The organism is Brooklawnia propionicigenes, assembly GCF_030297015.1.
Lineage (GTDB): Bacteria > Actinomycetota > Actinomycetes > Propionibacteriales > Propionibacteriaceae > Brooklawnia > Brooklawnia propionicigenes.
Window position 1 is genome coordinate 2,762,250 of sequence record NZ_AP028056.1, and the last position, 17,301, is coordinate 2,779,550.

At 68.1% G+C, this 17,301-nt stretch carries 18 protein-coding genes; 12 read left to right on the forward strand and 6 right to left on the reverse strand.

The window, feature by feature from the left end:
• Window positions 1–4: 4 nt before the first annotated feature.
• From QUE25_RS12760 to QUE25_RS12780, 5 genes are all read right to left on the reverse strand, one after another.
• The gene (locus QUE25_RS12760) at window positions 5–997 is read right to left on the reverse strand and encodes a metalloregulator ArsR/SmtB family transcription factor (protein ID WP_286265593.1); all 993 of its coding nucleotides are present in this window, start codon (window positions 995–997) and stop codon (window positions 5–7) included.
• A complete protein-coding gene (gene arsB, locus QUE25_RS12765; protein ID WP_286265594.1) occupies window positions 994–2,109 on the reverse strand; it encodes an ACR3 family arsenite efflux transporter in 1,116 nt (371 codons plus the stop codon). The genes QUE25_RS12760 and arsB overlap by 4 nt, the downstream gene beginning before the upstream one ends.
• Window positions 2,106–2,429, reverse strand: coding sequence for a thioredoxin (trxA, locus tag QUE25_RS12770; protein ID WP_286265596.1), 324 nt, complete (start codon window positions 2,427–2,429; stop codon window positions 2,106–2,108). The genes arsB and trxA overlap by 4 nt, the downstream gene beginning before the upstream one ends.
• Window positions 2,426–3,403, reverse strand: coding sequence for a thioredoxin-disulfide reductase (trxB, locus tag QUE25_RS12775; RefSeq protein ID WP_286265598.1), 978 nt, complete (start codon window positions 3,401–3,403; stop codon window positions 2,426–2,428). Before trxB ends, trxA begins: the two co-directional genes overlap by 4 nt.
• Before the next feature lie 149 nt (window positions 3,404–3,552).
• Window positions 3,553–3,927 (reverse strand): ArsR/SmtB family transcription factor, encoded by a 375-nt coding sequence (locus tag QUE25_RS12780; RefSeq protein ID WP_286265600.1) that lies wholly within the window; start codon window positions 3,925–3,927, stop codon window positions 3,553–3,555.
• An 89-nt stretch (window positions 3,928–4,016) separates the two neighbouring features.
• Between QUE25_RS12780 and arsD the strand changes: the two genes are divergently transcribed.
• From arsD to QUE25_RS12840, 12 genes are all read left to right on the forward strand, one after another.
• Window positions 4,017–4,463 (forward strand): arsenite efflux transporter metallochaperone ArsD, encoded by a 447-nt coding sequence (gene arsD, locus QUE25_RS12785; RefSeq protein WP_286265602.1) that lies wholly within the window; start codon window positions 4,017–4,019, stop codon window positions 4,461–4,463.
• A gap of 12 nt (window positions 4,464–4,475) precedes the next feature.
• Window positions 4,476–7,019, forward strand: a complete 2,544-nt coding sequence (gene arsA / locus QUE25_RS12790) for an arsenical pump-driving ATPase (protein WP_286265604.1) — start codon at window positions 4,476–4,478, stop codon at window positions 7,017–7,019.
• Between the two features lie 41 nt (window positions 7,020–7,060).
• A complete protein-coding gene (locus QUE25_RS12795; RefSeq protein WP_073185972.1) occupies window positions 7,061–7,993 on the forward strand; it encodes a helix-turn-helix domain-containing protein in 933 nt (310 codons plus the stop codon).
• 318 nt (window positions 7,994–8,311) lie between these two features.
• Window positions 8,312–9,235 carry a bifunctional DNA primase/polymerase gene (locus tag QUE25_RS12800; RefSeq protein WP_286265614.1) on the forward strand — a complete coding sequence of 308 codons (924 nt, stop codon included), beginning with the start codon at window positions 8,312–8,314 and terminating at the stop codon, window positions 9,233–9,235.
• On the forward strand, window positions 9,232–9,951 hold the full coding sequence (locus tag QUE25_RS12805; RefSeq protein ID WP_286265617.1) for a DUF2637 domain-containing protein: 720 nt from the start codon (window positions 9,232–9,234) through the stop codon (window positions 9,949–9,951). The genes QUE25_RS12800 and QUE25_RS12805 overlap by 4 nt, the downstream gene beginning before the upstream one ends.
• Before the next feature lie 401 nt (window positions 9,952–10,352).
• On the forward strand, window positions 10,353–10,817 hold the full coding sequence (locus tag QUE25_RS12810; protein ID WP_286268604.1) for a hypothetical protein: 465 nt from the start codon (window positions 10,353–10,355) through the stop codon (window positions 10,815–10,817).
• The gene (locus QUE25_RS12815; protein WP_425332774.1) at window positions 10,739–11,479 is read left to right on the forward strand and encodes an SCO6880 family protein; all 741 of its coding nucleotides are present in this window, start codon (window positions 10,739–10,741) and stop codon (window positions 11,477–11,479) included. Before QUE25_RS12810 ends, QUE25_RS12815 begins: the two co-directional genes overlap by 79 nt.
• Before the next feature lie 72 nt (window positions 11,480–11,551).
• Window positions 11,552–12,379, forward strand: coding sequence for a hypothetical protein (locus QUE25_RS12820; protein ID WP_286265619.1), 828 nt, complete (start codon window positions 11,552–11,554; stop codon window positions 12,377–12,379).
• Complete coding sequence (locus QUE25_RS12825) at window positions 12,376–13,860, forward strand: ATP-binding protein (RefSeq protein WP_286265621.1); 1,485 nt, start codon at window positions 12,376–12,378, stop codon at window positions 13,858–13,860. Before QUE25_RS12820 ends, QUE25_RS12825 begins: the two co-directional genes overlap by 4 nt.
• Before the next feature lie 170 nt (window positions 13,861–14,030).
• Window positions 14,031–14,390 (forward strand): Cd(II)/Pb(II)-sensing metalloregulatory transcriptional regulator CmtR, encoded by a 360-nt coding sequence (cmtR, locus tag QUE25_RS12830; protein ID WP_108717769.1) that lies wholly within the window; start codon window positions 14,031–14,033, stop codon window positions 14,388–14,390.
• Window positions 14,387–16,291, forward strand: coding sequence for a heavy metal translocating P-type ATPase (locus QUE25_RS12835; protein ID WP_286265623.1), 1,905 nt, complete (start codon window positions 14,387–14,389; stop codon window positions 16,289–16,291). Before cmtR ends, QUE25_RS12835 begins: the two co-directional genes overlap by 4 nt.
• 115 nt (window positions 16,292–16,406) lie before the next feature.
• The gene (locus QUE25_RS12840) at window positions 16,407–16,931 is read left to right on the forward strand and encodes a hypothetical protein (protein WP_286265624.1); all 525 of its coding nucleotides are present in this window, start codon (window positions 16,407–16,409) and stop codon (window positions 16,929–16,931) included.
• Here the strand turns inward: QUE25_RS12840 and QUE25_RS12845 are convergent.
• Window positions 16,865–17,245: a hypothetical protein gene (locus QUE25_RS12845; protein WP_286265626.1), complete on the reverse strand. Its 381-nt coding sequence runs from the start codon at window positions 17,243–17,245 to the stop codon at window positions 16,865–16,867. The genes QUE25_RS12840 and QUE25_RS12845 overlap by 67 nt on opposite strands.
• Between the last annotated feature and the right edge of the window lie 56 nt (window positions 17,246–17,301).

Below are 17,301 nucleotides of genomic sequence, written 5' to 3' on the forward strand. Positions count from 1 at the left end.
TTCGTTAGTGGGTGGTGAGGGAGTCGAGCAGGGTGCGGACGCGGGCGGCGATGTCGTCGCGGATGGCTTCGACGCCCTCGGCAGAGGCGAGGGCCGGGTCTCCGACCGCCCAGTCCTCGTAGCGGACGCCGGGGATGATCGGGCAGACGTCGCCGCAGCCCATGGTGATGACGACATCGGCGGCGCGGACCGCGTCGTCGGTAAGCGGCTTGGGGAATCGCTCGGTAGCGGCGTCCTCGCCCTCGATCTGGGTGAGCAGCGAGCGCACGTGCGGGTGGACGTCTGGCGCCGGTCGCGATCCGGCGGAGCGGGCGACGACCTTGCCATCGGCCATCTGGTTGACCAGCGCGGCCGCGAGCTGGGATCGGCCGGCGTTCTGTACGCACACGAACAACACCTGCGGCACACCCGTCCCGCGGTCGCGGGTGAGGTCGGTGAGGCGCTGGCGGGCGAAGCGCTCGGTGAGCGGCACCAGGTGTCGGGCGATCTTCGCGGATCGGAGGAGACCGGCGTAGGACTCCCGCACCATCGTGACCACCAGGTCGCGACTCAGCGTGTCGTATTCGTCGGCCAGTTCTTCGGCGAGGCGATCGATGACGTGCGAGTCGACCTCACGCGGCGACTCGGGCCGATCCTCTGCAGGATCGGCGGCGACCGTGGATGCGAAGCCGTCCAGGAGGGCGGTGACGGCCGCCTGTCGGGTGGGGACGAGGCGGTAGTACACCCAGGTGCCGCGCCGTTGGGAGCTGAGCAGGCCGGTGTCCTTCAGGACCTTCAGGTGGTGGGAGATGGTGGGTTGGGAGACGTCGGCGAGTTCGGCGAGGTCGCAGACGCAGGACTCGCCGCGCGGGTCGGTGGCGATGGCCGACAGCATCCGGAGCCGGAGCGGGTCGGCCAGCGCCTTCAACGTGTTGGCCACGGTGGTAGCGACGTCGAGGCCGATTGCGTGCGCCTCGGCAGGTGCGCACGTCTCGACCGTTGTGGGTGTTTCGGTCATGGTGTCCTCCTCAGGTCGGTCGTAGCGGTGTCCGGAGCGTAGGGGTCGGTGTGGAACCAGGCGCGTGCGGCCCACAGCGAGACGTAGACGAGGCCGACGAGCACGGGAACTTCGATAAGCGGGCCGACGACCCCTGCGAGGGCCTGTCCAGATGCCGCGCCGAAGGTGCCGATCGCGACCGCGATGGCGAGTTCGAAGTTGTTGCCCGCCGCCGTGAACGCCAGTGTGGTGGAGCGGGCATAGCCCAGTCCGAGACCCTTGCCGAGCAAGAGCCCGACGAACCACATCAGCGCGAAGTAGACCAGTAGCGGCAGGGCGATCCGGGCGACATCGAACGGACTGGATGTGATCGCTTCGCCTTGGAGTGCGAAGAGCAGCACGATGGTGAACAGCAACCCATAGAGCGCCCACGGCCCCACTCTGGGGAGGAATCGGTTCTCGTACCAGTCGCGTCCCCGGCGCTTCTCGCCGATCCACCGCGAGGCGAACCCTGCGATGAGCGGGACGCCGAGGAAGACCAGGACGTTCAGCGCGATCTGCCCCACTGACACTTCCAGACCTTGGGTATCGAGGCCGAGCCAGCCGGGCAGTACGGTGAGGTAGAACCAGCCGAGCAGCGAGAATGCGACGACCTGGAAGATGGAGTTGATCGCAACCAGCACGGCGGTGGCCTCTCGGTCGCCGCAGGCCAGGTCGTTCCAGATCACGACCATCGCGATGCAGCGGGCCAGTCCCACGATGATGAGCCCCGTTCGGTACTCCGGCAGATCAGGCAGGAACAGCCAGGCGAGGGCGAACATGACTGCCGGGCCGATGATCCAGTTCAGCACCAGGGATGAGACGAGGAGACGCTTGTCGCCCGTGACGGCCGCGATCTTGTCGTAGCGGACCTTTGCGAGCACGGGGTACATCATCACGAGCAGCCCCAGCCCGATCGGTACCGAGATGCCTCCCACCTCCAGGTGAGCGAGCACATCGGAGACGGCGGGGACGAGACGACCGAGTAGGAGGCCCGCGACCATCGCCAGTCCGATCCACAGCGGCAGCCAACGGTCGAGGGCGGACAGGCGCTTCGGAGTGGCGCGTGTGGGCGCCGTTGCGGTCGCGGTCATGCCAGGAGTCCGTCGATCTTCGCGGCGATGGACGGCTTTGGGTGCGCGCCGATCAGCATGTCGACCCGCTCGCCGTCGCGGTAGAAGGAAAGAGTGGGGATCGAGGTGACACCAACTGTGGTCACGGTCTCGGGATTGGCGTCCGCGTCGATCTTGACGATCTTGACCCGGCCCGCATACTCGGCGGCCAAGTGCTCCAGGATCGGAGCGATGGCCTTGCATGGGCCGCACCACGCAGCCCAGATATCAACTACGACCGGAAGCTCTGATTCGAGCACTTCGCTGACAAACGTGGCGTCGGTGACGGGGGTGATGCTCATGCGGAAACCTCCAGAGTGGGACTCTCGATCTGGGTGGGCAGATCGAGGGTCGACAGATAGTGCTGCGCGTCCAAGGCAGAGGCGCAGCCGGTGCCAGCGGCCGTGATCGCCTGCCGGTAGTTGTGATCCACCAGGTCACCGGCGGCGAACACGCCGGCCACGTTGGTGCGTGTCGTTGGATGGGCCACGATGACGTACCCCTCGGCGTCGGTGGACACCTGGTCGGCGACAAGCTCGGAGCGCGGGTCGTGCCCGATTGCGACGAAAGTGCCCGACACATCCAGCACGCGTTCGGTGCCTGTGATCGTGTCGCGCAGGCGCAGACCGGTGACGTTCGCCTCGCCGAGGATCGCGGCCACCTCGCTGTTCCATGCGACCTCGATCTTGGGGTCGGCCAATGCCCGCTCGGCCATGATCCGGGACGCCCGGAACTCGCCGCGCCGGTGGACGAGCGTGACCTTGGCAGCGAAGCGCGTCAAGAACAGTGCTTCTTCCATCGCGGAATCGCCACCGCCGATGACCGCGATCTCCCGGTCACGGAAGAAGAAGCCGTCGCAGGTCGCGCACCATGACAGGCCATGTCCCGAGAGTCGCGCTTCCTCAGGGAGACCGAGCTTGCGATATGCGGACCCCATCGCCAGAATCACGGCGCGCGCCTGGAAGGTTCCGCTGCTGCTGGTCTCGATGACCTTCGTGGATTCGGTGAGTGCAAGACAGGTCGCGTCGTCATAGATGATGCGGGCGCCGAAGCGCTCTGCCTGGGCGCGCATCGCTTCCATCAGCTCGGGGCCTTGGATGCCGTCGGTGAAGCCGGGGAAGTTTTCGACCTCCGTGGTCGTCATCAGCGCTCCGCCGGCCGTCACCGATCCAGCCAGGACGACCGGCGCGAGGCCTGCTCGCGCGGCGTAGACAGCTGCGGTGTATCCGGCTGGGCCGGACCCTACGATCACTAGTTCCACATCTTGCATCGACATGTATCTATATTGAAGGAGATCGAAGCAAGATGCAACCCGGGAGCGGCGGCGGGTGCTGTTCGGACGCCACGGGCAGGCTGGTCGCCCCGCCCCGGCGTCGCGGCTTTCGAGGCGGAGTCGGTTGGGAGGGTTGTCGTGGGCCTGGTGGGTCAGCAGGTGATCGACGGGTCCGCCGAGCAGTTGTCCGGGTCCGGCAGTCCGGCGAGGAACGCTCGCACGGTCGCCAGGCCCTGCGGCGTGGCGTGGTAGTGCGCCCACTTGTGGCGCATCTCCCGGCTGATGAGCCCGGCCTTGACCAGCCGGGCCAGATGGTAGGAGAGGGTTGGCTGGCTGATGCCAAGACTGTCGGGCATGTGACAGGCGCACACGCTGGAGCAGCAGTTCGCCGAGATGTGATGCAGCAGCTTGACCCGGACCGGATCGGAGAGTGCCTTGAAGGTGGCGGCGACCCGCTCGGCCTCCTCGTCGGCGAGCGCCGACGCGCCCCGTGGGGCGCAGTCGATGATCGGGAGGTGCTGAACCATGCGCGCCAGCCTACCACCTCAAATTGACAGACGTCGATATGAGCCCTAGCCTTCATATTGACGAACATCAATCCGAGAGAGGCGTCCTCATGATCCAGGTCTTCGAAGGCCCGCTGTGCTGCAACACCGGGGTGTGTGGCCCCGACCCCGACCAGGCGCTGGTCGACTTCACCGCCGACCTCGACTGGCTTACCCGGCAAGGCGTGTCGGTGCGCCGGGCGAACCTGGCCCAGGACCCCGCCGCGTTCGCTGACAGCGCCGTCGCGCGGGCGTTCGTGCAGAAGGTCGGCGCGTCCGGGCTGCCGCTGATCGTGGCCGACGACGTGACGGTTGCCACCGGACGCTACCCCTCCCGCGCCGAGCTGGCCCGGATCGCCGGCGTCGAGGCGCCCGCCGAGAACACGGCGACCGGGTGCTGCGGTAGCGCACCGTCCACCCCGGCAGCGTCGGTGTGCTGTGGCGACGAGGCCCCGGTGTCGTCGGGATGCTGCGGTTCGGACCAGTCGGTGACCATCCAGTCCGGTTCTCAGGCGTAGGGCTGATCGGAGATGATCGAACTGCTGCACAACCCGCCGAGGTTCCTGTTCCTGACCGGGAAGGGCGGTGTCGGGAAGACGAGCATCGCCTGCGCCGCCGCGGTCGACCTCGCCCGCCGGGGCAACCGGGTCCTGCTGGTCTCCACCGACCCGGCCTCGAATGTCGGCCAGGTCTTCGACCAGCGGGTCGGGTACGCGATCACCCCGATTGTCGGCGTTGCCGGGCTCGACGCGCTGGAGATCGACCCCGAGGCCGCCGCCGAGGAGTACCGCCAACGCGCACTCGCCCCGATCCGGGACTTCCTCTCGGTCAAGGACCTCGCCGACGTCACCGAGCAGCTCTCCGGGTCCTGTACCACCGAGATCGCCTCGTTCAACGAGTTCACCGCCTTCCTGGCCGGCAACGACATCGCGCGAGGCTACGACCACATCGTCTTCGACACCGCCCCGACCGGCCACACCGTCCGGCTGCTCAAGCTCCCCGGCGAATGGACCTCCTTCCTCGAAGACGGGCTCGGCGATGCGTCCTGCCTCGGTCCGATGGCCGGCCTTGACAAGACCCGCACCACCTACGCCGACGCGCTCACCGCCCTGGCCGACTCGTCCGTGACGAGACTGGGCCTGGTTGCCCGCCCACAAACCTCGTCGCTGGCCGAGGCGTCCCGCACCGCCGACGAACTTGCCGAAGCAGGCGTCCACGCCACCCACCTGGTCATCAACGGCATCCTCCCCAGCGAACCCATCTCCGATGTCCTGGCCGACGCGATCCGCGCCGAGGAGACCGCCGCCATCGCCGCCATGCCCGTCAACCTCGCCGGGCTGGCGATCGACCGGCTCCCGCTGCGCTCCCGCGACGTGATGGGCCTCGACGCCCTCACCACGCTGCTCTCCGAGGCCCCGGACCACACCCCGGCGTTAGCCGCACCGCGCGCCAACGCCCCCGCCGGCTCGTCGGATTCTCTGGCCGCGACGATCGAGCAGCTGGCGGCCAAGGACCACGGATTGATTATGGTCGTGGGGAAAGGCGGCGTCGGGAAGACGACGATGGCTGCGGCGATCGCCGTCGGTTTGTCCGACCGCGGCAAGGACGTGCTGCTGACCACCACCGACCCGGCCGCGCATCTCGCCTGGACGGTCGGCGAAGCGGCGCCCTTCGAGGTCTCCAGTATCGATCCCGTCCAGGCGGTGGCCGACTACAGGCGCCACGTCATGGACACCAAGGGCGCGGGCCTGGACGCCGACGGTCGGGCCAACCTCGCCGAGGACCTTCGCTCGCCCTGCACCGAAGAGGTGGCCGTCTTCCAGGCCTTCGCCGCAGCCGTCGAGCAATCCGCCCACCGGTTCGTGGTCATGGACACCGCCCCCACCGGACACACCCTGCTCCTCATGGACGCCACCGGCTCCTACCACCGCGAGGTCGTCCGCAACCTGCCCGAGCAGGCCGGGCTCACGCCGCTGGCCCGACTCCAGGACCCCGACAACACCAGCGTCATCGTCGTCACACTGCCCGAGACCACCCCCGTCCTCGAAGCCACCGGCCTGGCCGCCGACCTCACCCGAGCCAACATCACCACCTGGGGATGGATCGTCAACCGCTCCCTCACCCCGACCGACACCACCAGCCCCCTGCTGGCCGAACGGGTCAACGCCGAACAAACACCTCTGCGAGAGGCCCAGGCGCAGACCGGCCGGGTCGCCGTCGTGCCCTACAGCGACACCCCTCCCGTGGGTGTGAACCAACTTCGCCAGCTCTCCACCGCCTCGGACCGGGACGCCGGTCACGCTGTCCGTGAGCAGGTACGCCTCCGCTACGCGCAAGCCGCAACGGCAGTCCGCGCCGGCGCTCACAACACCGACCTGCTGGCGGACAGTACCTGCTGCTCACCCGCTTCCTGCTGCGGCAATCCCAGCGCTGACATCGGTGGCTTCGGGGCCGGGCTCTACGACGCGACGGAGGCTGCCGAGTTGCCGCTGGAGGCGATCGAGGCGAGTCTGGGATGTGGCAACCCAACCACGGTCGCAGAGCTGTGCGAGGGCGAGCGCGTCCTAGACCTCGGTTCCGGGGGCGGAATCGATGTCCTGCTCTCCGCACGCCGTGTCGGCCAGTCCGGATTCGCCTACGGCGTTGACATGACCGACGAGATGCTCGACCTGGCACGCACCAACGCCGCGAACGCGGGAGCGACCAACGTCGAGTTCCTCAAAGGCACTATTGAGGATGTACCCCTACCCGACGGCGCAGTCGACGTCGTGATCTCCAACTGCGTCATCAACCTGTCCACAGACAAGCCGGCCGCCCTGGCGGAGATGTTCCGTGTGCTCGCTCCCGGCGGAAGAATCGGCATCTCCGATGTCGTCGCCGAAGACCATCTCACCCCGGCCGAACGAGCCGAGCGCGGTTCATACGTGGGGTGCATCGCCGGCGCGCTCTCCAAGAGTGAATACCTTCAGGGCCTCGCCGCAGCCGGATTCAGCGACCCTACCGTCGAGTTCACCCACCAAGTCGCCGATGACATGCACTCAGCGATCATCCGCGCGACGAAGTTGGTGCGTTAGCTTCCGGAACCTTCGAAGAGTGAGCTCGCTGGGGATGAGCCATGGAGGCAAGCAGCGGTGAGATCGACAGCGCAGCGAGCGGCGTGGTTCGGTGGCCGGTGCGCGTCGAGACCGGCCACTACGCGCACCCTGTAGCGCCGGAGGTATATGACTGTGTGAAGTTCCTGCTAGCCCGCGAGGGCTCAGGGACTATCACCGGTGACTGGGGCGAGCGTCGGTTCCGCATGGGCGATCTGATGCTGGTGGGCTCAGGCTTGGCTATCGGTGGCGCGCCGGACGGGACGGCAACGACCTCGACAATCTTTGCCGACAAAGACTACGTAATGGATCAGGTGTACTGGCGCTACGCCGATGTGTTGCAGGACCGGACGGCAGCCGAGACCGTGATGCAACGCGCGTTCGGGACGGGCGCAATCATGATCCGTCTGAACGGCCCGCTGGCAGCCACCTTCGCCGCGAGAATCGATGAGATCGAGCGGGCGCAGACAATGAGAGAGTTCCATCGGATGCAGGCCGCCTTTGCCGAGGTCTTGCACCTGCTCGGGCAGTTGTTGCCGTGGAGCCCGGCGCCGTCGCTACGAACCCTGACACACGGGATCGCGGCGATGGTGGCCCGTCGCACCGCCACGCGGCCCGTGCGCAGCGAGGTGCTACAGGTCCGCAACGCCATCCAGTGTGATCTAGCCCACCGTTGGCTCGTCGCGGAGATGGCCACGACGGCACATCTATCGGTGCGGCAACTACAGCGAGTGTTCGCTGAGTCGCTGGGCGTGTCCCCGATCACCTTCCTGGGCCTGTTGCGCACCAAGGAGATGGCCCGAATGCTTCGTGACACCGAGATGACAGTCGGCGAAATGAGCAGAGCCGTAGGTTGGCGGAGCCGGAGCCACGCTCGGTCAGTGTTCGCGATGTCAACGGGAATGACACCCGAAGGGTACCGGCAGATGGTGCGTGGTCGGGATCACGACGCGTAGCGTCGGTATCGCGCCAATGTGACGCCCGCCGTCTCGCCGCCTGGTCCACGCGTCGGATAGGCAGGGATGACGCCAGGTTCCCTGCCGCCACGACTCTCGGCACCCCTTCTCTGTGTTGCTGACCGTCCCCTCCAGGTTGCCTTGGCGCACCTTCCGGACACCGCTCGCCAACGGCACACCACCCGGCCTCACCCGGGAGCTGTCTGAGCGGGTGGCACCTGGGACGGACGCGGGACGCGAGCGGCCCACGGTGCCGAGCGTGCCGGTGGTCGAGCCCGAGATTGAGCCCGTAACCGTGTTGGCGGGTCGGGGGCTGTGATGTCTGGCCCGGGCCGCTTCACGACGGCGATCAACGAGATGGGCCTGACGACGCCGCTCTCGGTGGCTGCTGCCGGATTCGCGGGAGCCGGTGTTCCGGTGTTCCCGTGCGCGCCGGGCGGCAAGCATCCGATCACCGAGCACGGGTTCCACGAAGCAACCACGAATCTCGCTCAGGTGCGTCAGTGGTGGCGACGGTTCCCGAAGGCGAACATCGGCGTCCCGACCGGTCGGCCGTCTGGGGTGGTCGTGGTGGATGTCGATGTTCATGGCGTCAACGGATTCGCGGCCTGCTGCCGAGCCAAGGAGGCGGGGCTTCTCTCGGGGTGGGAGGTTGTCGTCCGGTCGCCCTCGGGTGGGCTGCACGCCTACTATCCGGCTCACGAAAGTGCCGAGCAGCGGTCGTGGCAGGCGGGCCGGGCCGGGATCGACTTCCGGGGTGACGGTGGCTACATCATCGCGCCACCTTCACGTCGGGCTGTCAACGGCGAATTGGCCCTGTACCAGGTGACCGCTATCAGCGAGGCGCCGGGCAAGGCCCTGGATGCGACGAGGTTGCGGGACCTTCTCGATCCGCCCCGGCTCCCGCGCCCACGTTCCTATCGAGGCAACGGTGAGTTGGACGTGCGGCGGATCGCCGAGTGGGTGGCGCGTCGGCCGGAGAACGAACGTAATCACGGTTTGTTCTGGGGCGCGTGCAAGTTGGCCGAGCGGGGGGTCGCGCAGGCGGAGGCGTCTGATGTGCTGACCCGCGCGGCGATGACTGCTGGCCTCGGTGAGCGCGAAGCCGCACGGACGGTCCGGTCGGCCTACCGCACCGTCAACGACGGCCATGTCAGCTCGGGCATTGCGGCCGTCGGTACGGATGAGTTCGCGGTCTCGGCCGCAGACTCGCGGGCCGCGATAGTACGGGGGCTGCCGTGACCAGACTTGTTGGAGCGGGTGGTCGCCGTTGGGCCGTGGTCTCGGCGGCGTCTGGAACCGTGCTGATCGCTGCCGGGGCGTTCTGGTTGTCGTTCACGGCGTTGGCTGATCTGGCGCGTCGCTCGGGCATCTCGTCCGGACAGGCATGGATATGGCCGCTGCTGGTGGACGGTCTGATCGTGGTGTCCACGGTCGCAGTCGTCGCGCTGGATGGTCGGCGGGCTGCGTGGTACCCGTGGGCGCTGCTGATCTGCGGAGCCTTGGTGTCGGTTGCAGCGAACGCGATTCACGCGATCGTGACAGCGGATGCCGATGTTCCCGCGCTACTGGCCGCGTCGGTCGCGGCCGTGCCTCCGGTCGTGCTGCTGGCCAGCACCCACCTGACGGTCGTGCTCATCCGCTCCACCAGAACCGACCCCGTGCCGGAACCAGACGCACCGGCTACTGCGCATCCGCTCGCTATCGCCGAGCTACTACCACTCAACACCGCAGGTGAGGCTGACGAGCAGGTTGCAGAGTCGAGCGTCGAGGAGTCTGCGCGTAGGGCCGTCTCGCCTGTGGAGCGGGTCTCGCAGCGGGTAGAGGCGGCGCGGCTGCGGGGCGAGGGGTGGTCGAACAAGCGGATCGCCCAAGAGTTGACGGTGCATCCGTCCACTGTGGGGCGTTGGTTTGCCACCGACGCTTCTGAGATTCCCGAAGACAGGAGAGAACGATGACCATTGACCAGCACACCACGCCGGACCCCGAGCCTCCGGCCGCTCCACGCCGCGATCTACCCGCTGAGGGCGGAGCCTCCGCGCCGGAGGCGGTGCAGGCCGCCGATGTCGACCGTGGGAGCAGGGACACGAAGGAGTTGGAGGTTGAGCGGCCAGCGCGGGGGGGGGGGTGGACTGGGTGCGCCCTTCCGACTTGCTTTCGCGGGCGAGTGGAGCGTTGGCGCGCAGCGGTGTCGACTTCCAGGCCGGACTCGCGCAGCGCGCCCGGTCGGGGATCGTCGCCGGGGCCAAGGCGTCGGCTTCGCGCGTGCGGCGGCTTGCCCCGTTGTCTGCCTTCGGGCGAGGCGAGCCCGCTGTTGAGCAGCGTGGCCTGGAAAGGACCTGATCGGGGGTGATCCATCATGCACACCATCACGTTCGTCATCGGTATCGCGCCCGTTTGGGAGGCGATGCGCACCTGCTTGCCAGGAGGTGCCGAGATGACCACACGCACGATGACCGCCGACGAGGGCGGCACAGAGGACTTCACCACGGGCGAGGGACTGCGCGCCTTGTTGCGACGGCTCCACGAAGCGGGGCCGGATGCGTGGCGCACTGATCCCGTCGCGGCACGTCTGATGGCCTTCGCTGCGGAGAAGTACGAGGCCCTGGCCAGGAAGCATGGCCTTGATCCGTGGGAGGCCGCAACGGCCGCGTTCGATGTGATGCGCACCCGTTCGGCGCGGGAGGCCGTCGATCCCTGGGGTGTGGTGACGCACGTGCCACCACCGTGTCGCTGTCGCTGGACATGCGCGCTGCCGCCCGTCAGACTAGAACCGCCGGGGGCGGCATCCGGGGTGCGGCAAATGTGTTGCGCCAGGAGATGACCACTCTGACCGCGGCCCTGCGCGCCGCCGACCTCACGGCCTCGGAATGGCTCGGAGCTGGTCAGCTCGCGGTGATGCTGCGCACCGCCTACGACCCGGCGATCGGCCCCACCCTGGAACGTCACGGCCAGCTCGGGCAAGACCTCGCCACCGCCGGGCCGGTCGCGGTCACCGAGACCTGGGACCGGCTGCGCACCGACTCGGGCTACCACGCGGTGCTGTGGATTTCGGAATGGCCCCGATCGATGGTGTACCCCGGATTCCTCGCCCCGGTGCTGCTGTCCACCGGCATCGGACGTTCGTTCTCGCTGCTATGCACGACGTTGCGCACCGATCAGGCCGCCCGAGACATCCGCAAGAAGAAGGTCGAGTACATTTCCGACGCCACTCAGCGGGCCAGGATTGGGCAGATCGAGGACGCCTCGCAGAGCGCCGAGTACCGCGACGTGCTCCGGCAGGAGGCCGACCTCACCGCCGGGCACGGCGTGCTGCGCTATACCGGGCTGATCGCCGTCACCGCACCCAGCACCAACGAGTTGGACACCGCTGTCGCCGCGATCGAGCAGGCCGCCATCCAAGCCTCCTGCGAGACCCGGCTGCTGGTCGGCCAGCAAGCCCAGGCGTTCACTGCCGCCGCGTTGCCCCTGTGCCGCCGCCTCTGAACGACCTGCAACCCGGGACGGATAGCGCACCTGGCCGATGTCCGCACGTCCAGACGACCGGGGAGGCCTGTGATGCCCACGTTCCACGATCCAACCGCTGACTCACGAGAGGCCTACGAGGCGATCCGAGGGCTGGCCCACGCCACCATCTTCATCGAGCAGCCGCACGAGGCCTACGGAGTGATCCTGGAACTGCTCGGCGGTGTCCGCTCGTTGCAGCAGGTCTTCGACCAGCTCGCCGCGATGCACGAGCGCCACCAGGGCCGGGCTTTCACCGCCGCCGGCGACCAGCTCGCCGGGATGGTCGATGCCTTCACCGCCGCCGATCGGCTCCATGAGACCGCTGCGATAGTCCGTCGGGCCGAGAGCCTGCTTGACGCTGCCGCACAGGCCGCAGGGCGGATCGCGTGGCACCCCGCAGAACCCGCCGCGCCCGAGGCGGTGAACAGGCCGGCGTGGGTGAACATCGTGTTTCTCGATGGTGAGGAAGCCGACCGGGTGCTCGACCTGATCGACCGGGAAGGCAGCACGGCCGGGGTGCTCTACCTGTCGCAGTGGGACATGGGAGCTGACACCGTGGACGACGCGATCGCGATCGGGCACACCTACGACGAACTGCCCTCCAGTGCCAGCGACAAGACCGCCACCGTGGATGCGTACACGATGATCTACAACCCGAGCCTGGGTCACGTCGCGCTCTACCGGAACCCCGACGAGCTGCCGAGCCTCACCCTGCTCGAAGCACATCAGCATGTCGAGATCGGCCCACCACGAAGGGCGCAGTCCGACAAGCCACCGGCCGAGCAGCCAGCCGGTCGGCATACGGCACCGCCGGCCCGGTCGTGGTTCACCCCGGAGCCGATCACTGAGGTCGCCGAGCAGCGAGGCCTGTCCCGATGAGCGCGCGCCCAGAACGAGAACGCCTGCACACCGCCGTCCTGGTCGCCCCCGCGAAGGAGAAGCGACGGTTGCGCAAGCAACGCCGTCAGGCTGCCGCCCAGCTCGCCGCCGAGCAGCATCACCGAGAGGCGCAGGCCCAGCGTGAGAAGGCAGCGGCCGAGCGGGCCGAACAGAAGGCCACTCACTATCTCCCGGCGGCAGGCGAGTCCGGCCCGGCGGCGTTGCGGTCACCGGGCAGGTTCCGGCTGCCGAGGCATCAGGACACCTCCGCGATGCTCGCGGGCGCCTACCCCTTCCTTGCGGAGGGTGGGCTCGGCTCGCAGGGAGTGTTCGTCGGTCAAGACCTCTACTCCGGTGGGAGCTTCGTTTACGATCCGTGGGTCTTGTACTCCCGAGGCCTCATCACAGCCCCAAACATCGTGTTGGCCGGGATCGTCGGGAGCGGGAAGTCCTCGCTCACCAAAAGCCTCTACAGCCGGTCGCTGGCGTTCGGCAGAAGGGTCTACATCCCTGGCGATCCCAAAGGGGAACACACCGCCGTGGCCGAAGCGGTCGGCGGGCGCGCCATCAAGCTCGGTCACGGACTGCCCTCCCGGCTCAACCCCCTCGATGAGGGATACCGCCCCGCAGGCCTCAGCAACGAGCAATGGGCGGCGACCGTCGCCTCGCGCCGCCGAGACCTCATCGGCGCACTGACCGAGACCGTGCTGACCCGACCGATGACGCCGCTGGAGCACACCGCGATCGACACCGCTCTGTCGGCCGCGGTGAGGCAGAACACCGTGCCGATCTTGCCGATGATCGTGGATCATCTGCTCGCCCCGTCCAACGATCCCGATGGGCGGCTCACCGAAGACGGCCGGATGGTCGGGCACGCGCTGAGGCGGCTGGTCGGCGGTGACCTTGCCGGGCTGTTCGACGGCCCAAGCACGGAGGTGTTTGATCCAACCTTGCCGATGATCTCGCTGGACCTGTCGCGGGTCACCGAGAACTCGACCCTTATCTCGGTGCTGATGACCTGCTCCAGCGCGTGGATGGAAGCCGCGCTGCTCGACCCCAACGGCGGGCAGCGCTGGTGTGTCTACGACGAGGCGTGGCGATTGATGAGCCATCCCGCACTGTTGCGGAGGATGGATGCGCACTGGCGTCTGGCCCGCGCCTACGGAATCGCGAACATGATGATCTTCCACAAGATCACCGACCTCGACAACGTGGGCGACCAAGGCTCAGCCATGCGTTCCTTGGCCAACAGCCTGCTGGCGAACGCGGAGACCAGGATCATCTACCGACAGGAATCCGACCAGCTCGGCGCGACCGCCCGCGCTCTCGGGCTGACCGGCACCGAGCAATCGCTCCTGCCCGGTCTCGGCGTCGGGCAGGGCCTGTGGAAGATCAAGGGCCGCAGCTTCGTGATCGCCCACCAGCTCCATCCCGCCGAATTCGCGCTGTTCGACACCAGCAGCCGCGCGGCCGGAGGGTAACAGGTTCCGGGCTTCTCGTTCGGAAAGCTCGGGAGCCTGACTACTCACCGCCGGTCTCGGGCTAGGTGGAGGTGGCGCACTCCCGGGATGGTTGTGGAACAGGCAAGCTGGGCGAGACCATGCCCTGGGCGTGCGCATCATTCATTCAGCTTTCGCTGTATAGTCACCACATGCTGACTATTGCTTCGAGGTTGGATGTGATGAACCGGCTGGGCCGGGCGATGGCCGATCCCACACGTTCTCGGATTCTGATGAGCCTGTTGGAGGGGCCGAGCTATCCGGCGGTGCTGTCGCGGAACCTGGGTCTGACGCGCTCAAACGTATCGAACCATCTGACTTGTCTGCGCGATTGCGGGATCGTAGTGGCCGAGCCGGAGGGCCGACAGACGCGGTATGTGATTGCCGACCCACACCTGGCGGCGGCGCTGAACGCGCTGGTCGAGGTGACGCTCGCCGTCGATGAGCAGGCGCCGTGCATCAACCCGGCCTGCCAGGTCGCGGGCTGCTGCGAACCGGGAGCGGGCGCGTGAGCGCAGTTACGGGGTCACAGGTCGAGGGCGTCGATCTGGACGACGACGATGACGACCATGACGGGCCGTGGTGGAAGGATCGGGAGATCCTGCTGCCGGCGTTCTCGGGCCTGGCGCTCCTCGCGGGCCTGATCTGTGAGTGGTCCGGGGCGGAGATTCCCGCCCTGGCGCTGTTCTGGGCAGGGCTCTTGGCGGGTGCCTCGACGTTCACGCCGGGCGCGATCCGCAAGGTGTTGAAGGGCAAGCTCGGGATCAGTCTGCTGATGACGATCAGCGCGATCGGTGCGGTGTTCCTCGGATATATCGAGGAGGCTGCCGCGCTGGCGTTCCTCTACTCGATCGCCGAAGCCTTGGAGGATAAGGCGATGGACCGCGCCCGCGGCGGCCTGCGGGCACTGCTGAAACTCGTCCCTGAGACCGCCACGATCCGACGCGACGGGACTGCGGTCGAGGTCGCCGCGAAAGACCTGGCGGTCGGCCAGCTTCTGTTGGTGCGTCCGGGTGAGCGGATCGCGACGGACGGGGTCGTGCGCGCAGGACGCTCCAGCCTGGACACCTCAGCGATCACCGGCGAATCCATCCCGGTAGAGGTCGAACCCGGCGACACCGTGTCGGCTGGGGCGATCAGCACCGCCGGCGTACTGGAGGTCGAGGCGACCGCGGCGGGCACGGACAACTCGCTGACCACGATCGTGGAGCTGGTCGAGCAGGCGCAGGCCGAGAAGGGCGACCGCGCCCGCCTCGCGGACCAGATCGCTCGCCCGCTCGTGCCCGGCGTGCTGCTCCTCGCCGCCCTGGTCGCACTGATCGGGTCGCTGCTCGGAGACCCAGAGCTGTGGATCACCCGCGCACTAGTCGTGCTGGTCGCCGCATCTCCCTGTGCGCTGGCGATCTCGGTGCCGCTCACCGTGGTCGCCGCGATCGGCTCCGCGAGCAAGTTCGGGGTGATCATCAAGTCCGGCGCGGCCTTCGAGCGCTTCGGCGTGATCCGCCACGTCGCCGTGGACAAGACCGGCACCCTGACCCGCAACCAGCCCACCGTCACCGCCGTGCTCACCACCGAGACTGCGTCCGAGGCCGAGGTGCTCGGCTGGGCGGCCGGGCTGGAACAGCACAGCACCCACCCGCTCGCCGCCGCGATCACCCAGAACGCTCCCTGCGCCCCTGCTGCCGTCGACGTGTCTGAGCAGGCCGGGCACGGCATGACTGGCGTCATCGACGCCGCGACGATCACCGTCGGCAGCCCCCGATGGCTTGACCCCGGAGCCCTCGCCAGTCAGGTAGCGGAACTGGAGCGGCAGGGAATGACCGTTGTGGTCATCCACCGGGGCGATCAGCCGGTCGGCGCGATCGGGGTACGCGACGAGCTGCGCCCGGAAGTACCCGAAGTGATCCGCACCCTCGCCGGTCAGGGAGTCGCGGTAACGATGCTCACCGGCGACAACACCCGCACCGCCCGAGCCCTCGCCGCCCAGGCCGGTATCGAGGATGTGCGCGCCGAGCTGCGGCCGGAAGACAAGGCCGACGCGATCAGCAAGCTGGCCGGAGCCGGGCTTGTGGCGATGATCGGGGACGGCATCAACGACGCCCCCGCACTCGCCGCCGCTGACATCGGCATCGCAATGGGCGCCACCGGATCGGACGCGGCAATCGAGTCCGCCGACGTCGCGTTCACCGGCCATGACCTGCGCCTCATCCCACGCGCGTTCGCCCATGCCCGCCGCGGCAGGCGCATCATCAACCAGAACATCATCCTGTCACTGCTGATCATCACAGGGCTGCTCCCGCTGGCACTGTTCGGCGTCCTCGGCCTCGCCGCCGTCGTGCTGGTCCACGAGATCGCCGAGGTCATCGTCATCCTCAACGGGCTCCGCGCCGCGCACACCCGCACCGCGACCTGAACGGGTTGCTCCCTCTCTACCGCTGGCAGAGCGGGAACATGAGGAACCCGCAATAGTAGAGACAGGCACCTGACAACAGGCTCGGTCCCGGGCGGTGTGGGCGCACCTGGCGGACATGAAGCAACCCCATCATGCTGCCGCTCCCGCCGTCCCGGTGTCGATGCCGCAGCTTGTCCTGGATGTGCGTGCCGACGGCACGATGACCGCTCTCCTCGACGGCCAGCCGGTCACACCGCCGGTTGGGGCAGGGCCGTGGCGGCGGGCTGGGTTCGCACGGATCATCGACCACGCCACCCGCGAACGTCAGGTGCCGGTACGGGTCACGGTGCATGAGAGTGACGGGAGCACGTTCACCGACATCCTGCCCGCCACGCGCCGCTCCCGTCGGCAGCCACCGACCGCACAGCCGGAACCAACCACGATGGCGCGGAGGGCCGAGCCCGTGCCGATCGACGGTGGTCACGGCTTCCTCGCCGGCGAGGATGTGGCGATCGCGCTCGTCACCGGCCACACCGATGCCAGTCATCACGGCCAGGTACGCGCCCTCCTCGATCCCACGATCATTGCCGCCACTCACGCGCAGGAGGTTGTGCTGATCGGCCGAGTCTCGGGCACGATCACGATCCGGGACCTGCCGTGACCTCGCCTGCCGGGCGACACGGCCAGGTGATGGGTGACGAACTCACCAACATCGCCCTGGCCGGGATCGGCGGCGTCATCGCCGTAGCCCTGCTCCTGCGCGCCGCCGGTACCATCGCCGCGTTCCTCACCGGGGCGGGACAGCCAGATGCCGGGATCGCCGCAGGAGTCGGCGTCTTGTTCAACCCCGGCGATCCTGCTGGCGCGCTCGGTGCCGACGGCCTGAGCTCGGTGGCGTACTGGATCGTCGCCGGGCTGCTGCTCGCCACGATCACCCCCGCCGGGGTCTCGGGCTGGGTGCTGCTGCGTCGGCACGCGCGGAAGGCCGCGTCCGATCCACACCGGCAAGCAGGCACCCACCCCGCACGAGG

Excerpts from the sequence above, each read along its gene's own strand:
- arsB (WP_286265594.1), bottom strand. The coding sequence starts at position 2,109 with ATGACCGCGACCGCAACGGCGCCCACACGCGCCACTCCGAAGCGCCTG.
- arsA (WP_286265604.1), top strand. The coding sequence starts at position 4,476 with ATGATCGAACTGCTGCACAACCCGCCGAGGTTCCTGTTCCTGACCGGG.
- QUE25_RS12825 (WP_286265621.1), top strand. The coding sequence starts at position 12,376 with ATGAGCGCGCGCCCAGAACGAGAACGCCTGCACACCGCCGTCCTGGTC.
- trxA (WP_286265596.1), bottom strand. The coding sequence starts at position 2,429 with ATGAGCATCACCCCCGTCACCGACGCCACGTTTGTCAGCGAAGTGCTC.
- QUE25_RS12810 (WP_286268604.1), top strand. The coding sequence starts at position 10,353 with ATGCACACCATCACGTTCGTCATCGGTATCGCGCCCGTTTGGGAGGCG.
- QUE25_RS12760 (WP_286265593.1), bottom strand. The coding sequence starts at position 997 with ATGACCGAAACACCCACAACGGTCGAGACGTGCGCACCTGCCGAGGCG.
- QUE25_RS12780 (WP_286265600.1), bottom strand. The coding sequence starts at position 3,927 with ATGGTTCAGCACCTCCCGATCATCGACTGCGCCCCACGGGGCGCGTCG.
- QUE25_RS12800 (WP_286265614.1), top strand. The coding sequence starts at position 8,312 with ATGTCTGGCCCGGGCCGCTTCACGACGGCGATCAACGAGATGGGCCTG.
- trxB (WP_286265598.1), bottom strand. The coding sequence starts at position 3,403 with ATGTCGATGCAAGATGTGGAACTAGTGATCGTAGGGTCCGGCCCAGCC.
- QUE25_RS12840 (WP_286265624.1), top strand. The coding sequence starts at position 16,407 with ATGAAGCAACCCCATCATGCTGCCGCTCCCGCCGTCCCGGTGTCGATG.
- QUE25_RS12820 (WP_286265619.1), top strand. The coding sequence starts at position 11,552 with ATGCCCACGTTCCACGATCCAACCGCTGACTCACGAGAGGCCTACGAG.
- QUE25_RS12795 (WP_073185972.1), top strand. The coding sequence starts at position 7,061 with ATGGAGGCAAGCAGCGGTGAGATCGACAGCGCAGCGAGCGGCGTGGTT.
- cmtR (WP_108717769.1), top strand. The coding sequence starts at position 14,031 with ATGCTGACTATTGCTTCGAGGTTGGATGTGATGAACCGGCTGGGCCGG.
- arsD (WP_286265602.1), top strand. The coding sequence starts at position 4,017 with ATGATCCAGGTCTTCGAAGGCCCGCTGTGCTGCAACACCGGGGTGTGT.
- QUE25_RS12815 (WP_425332774.1), top strand. The coding sequence starts at position 10,739 with ATGCGCGCTGCCGCCCGTCAGACTAGAACCGCCGGGGGCGGCATCCGG.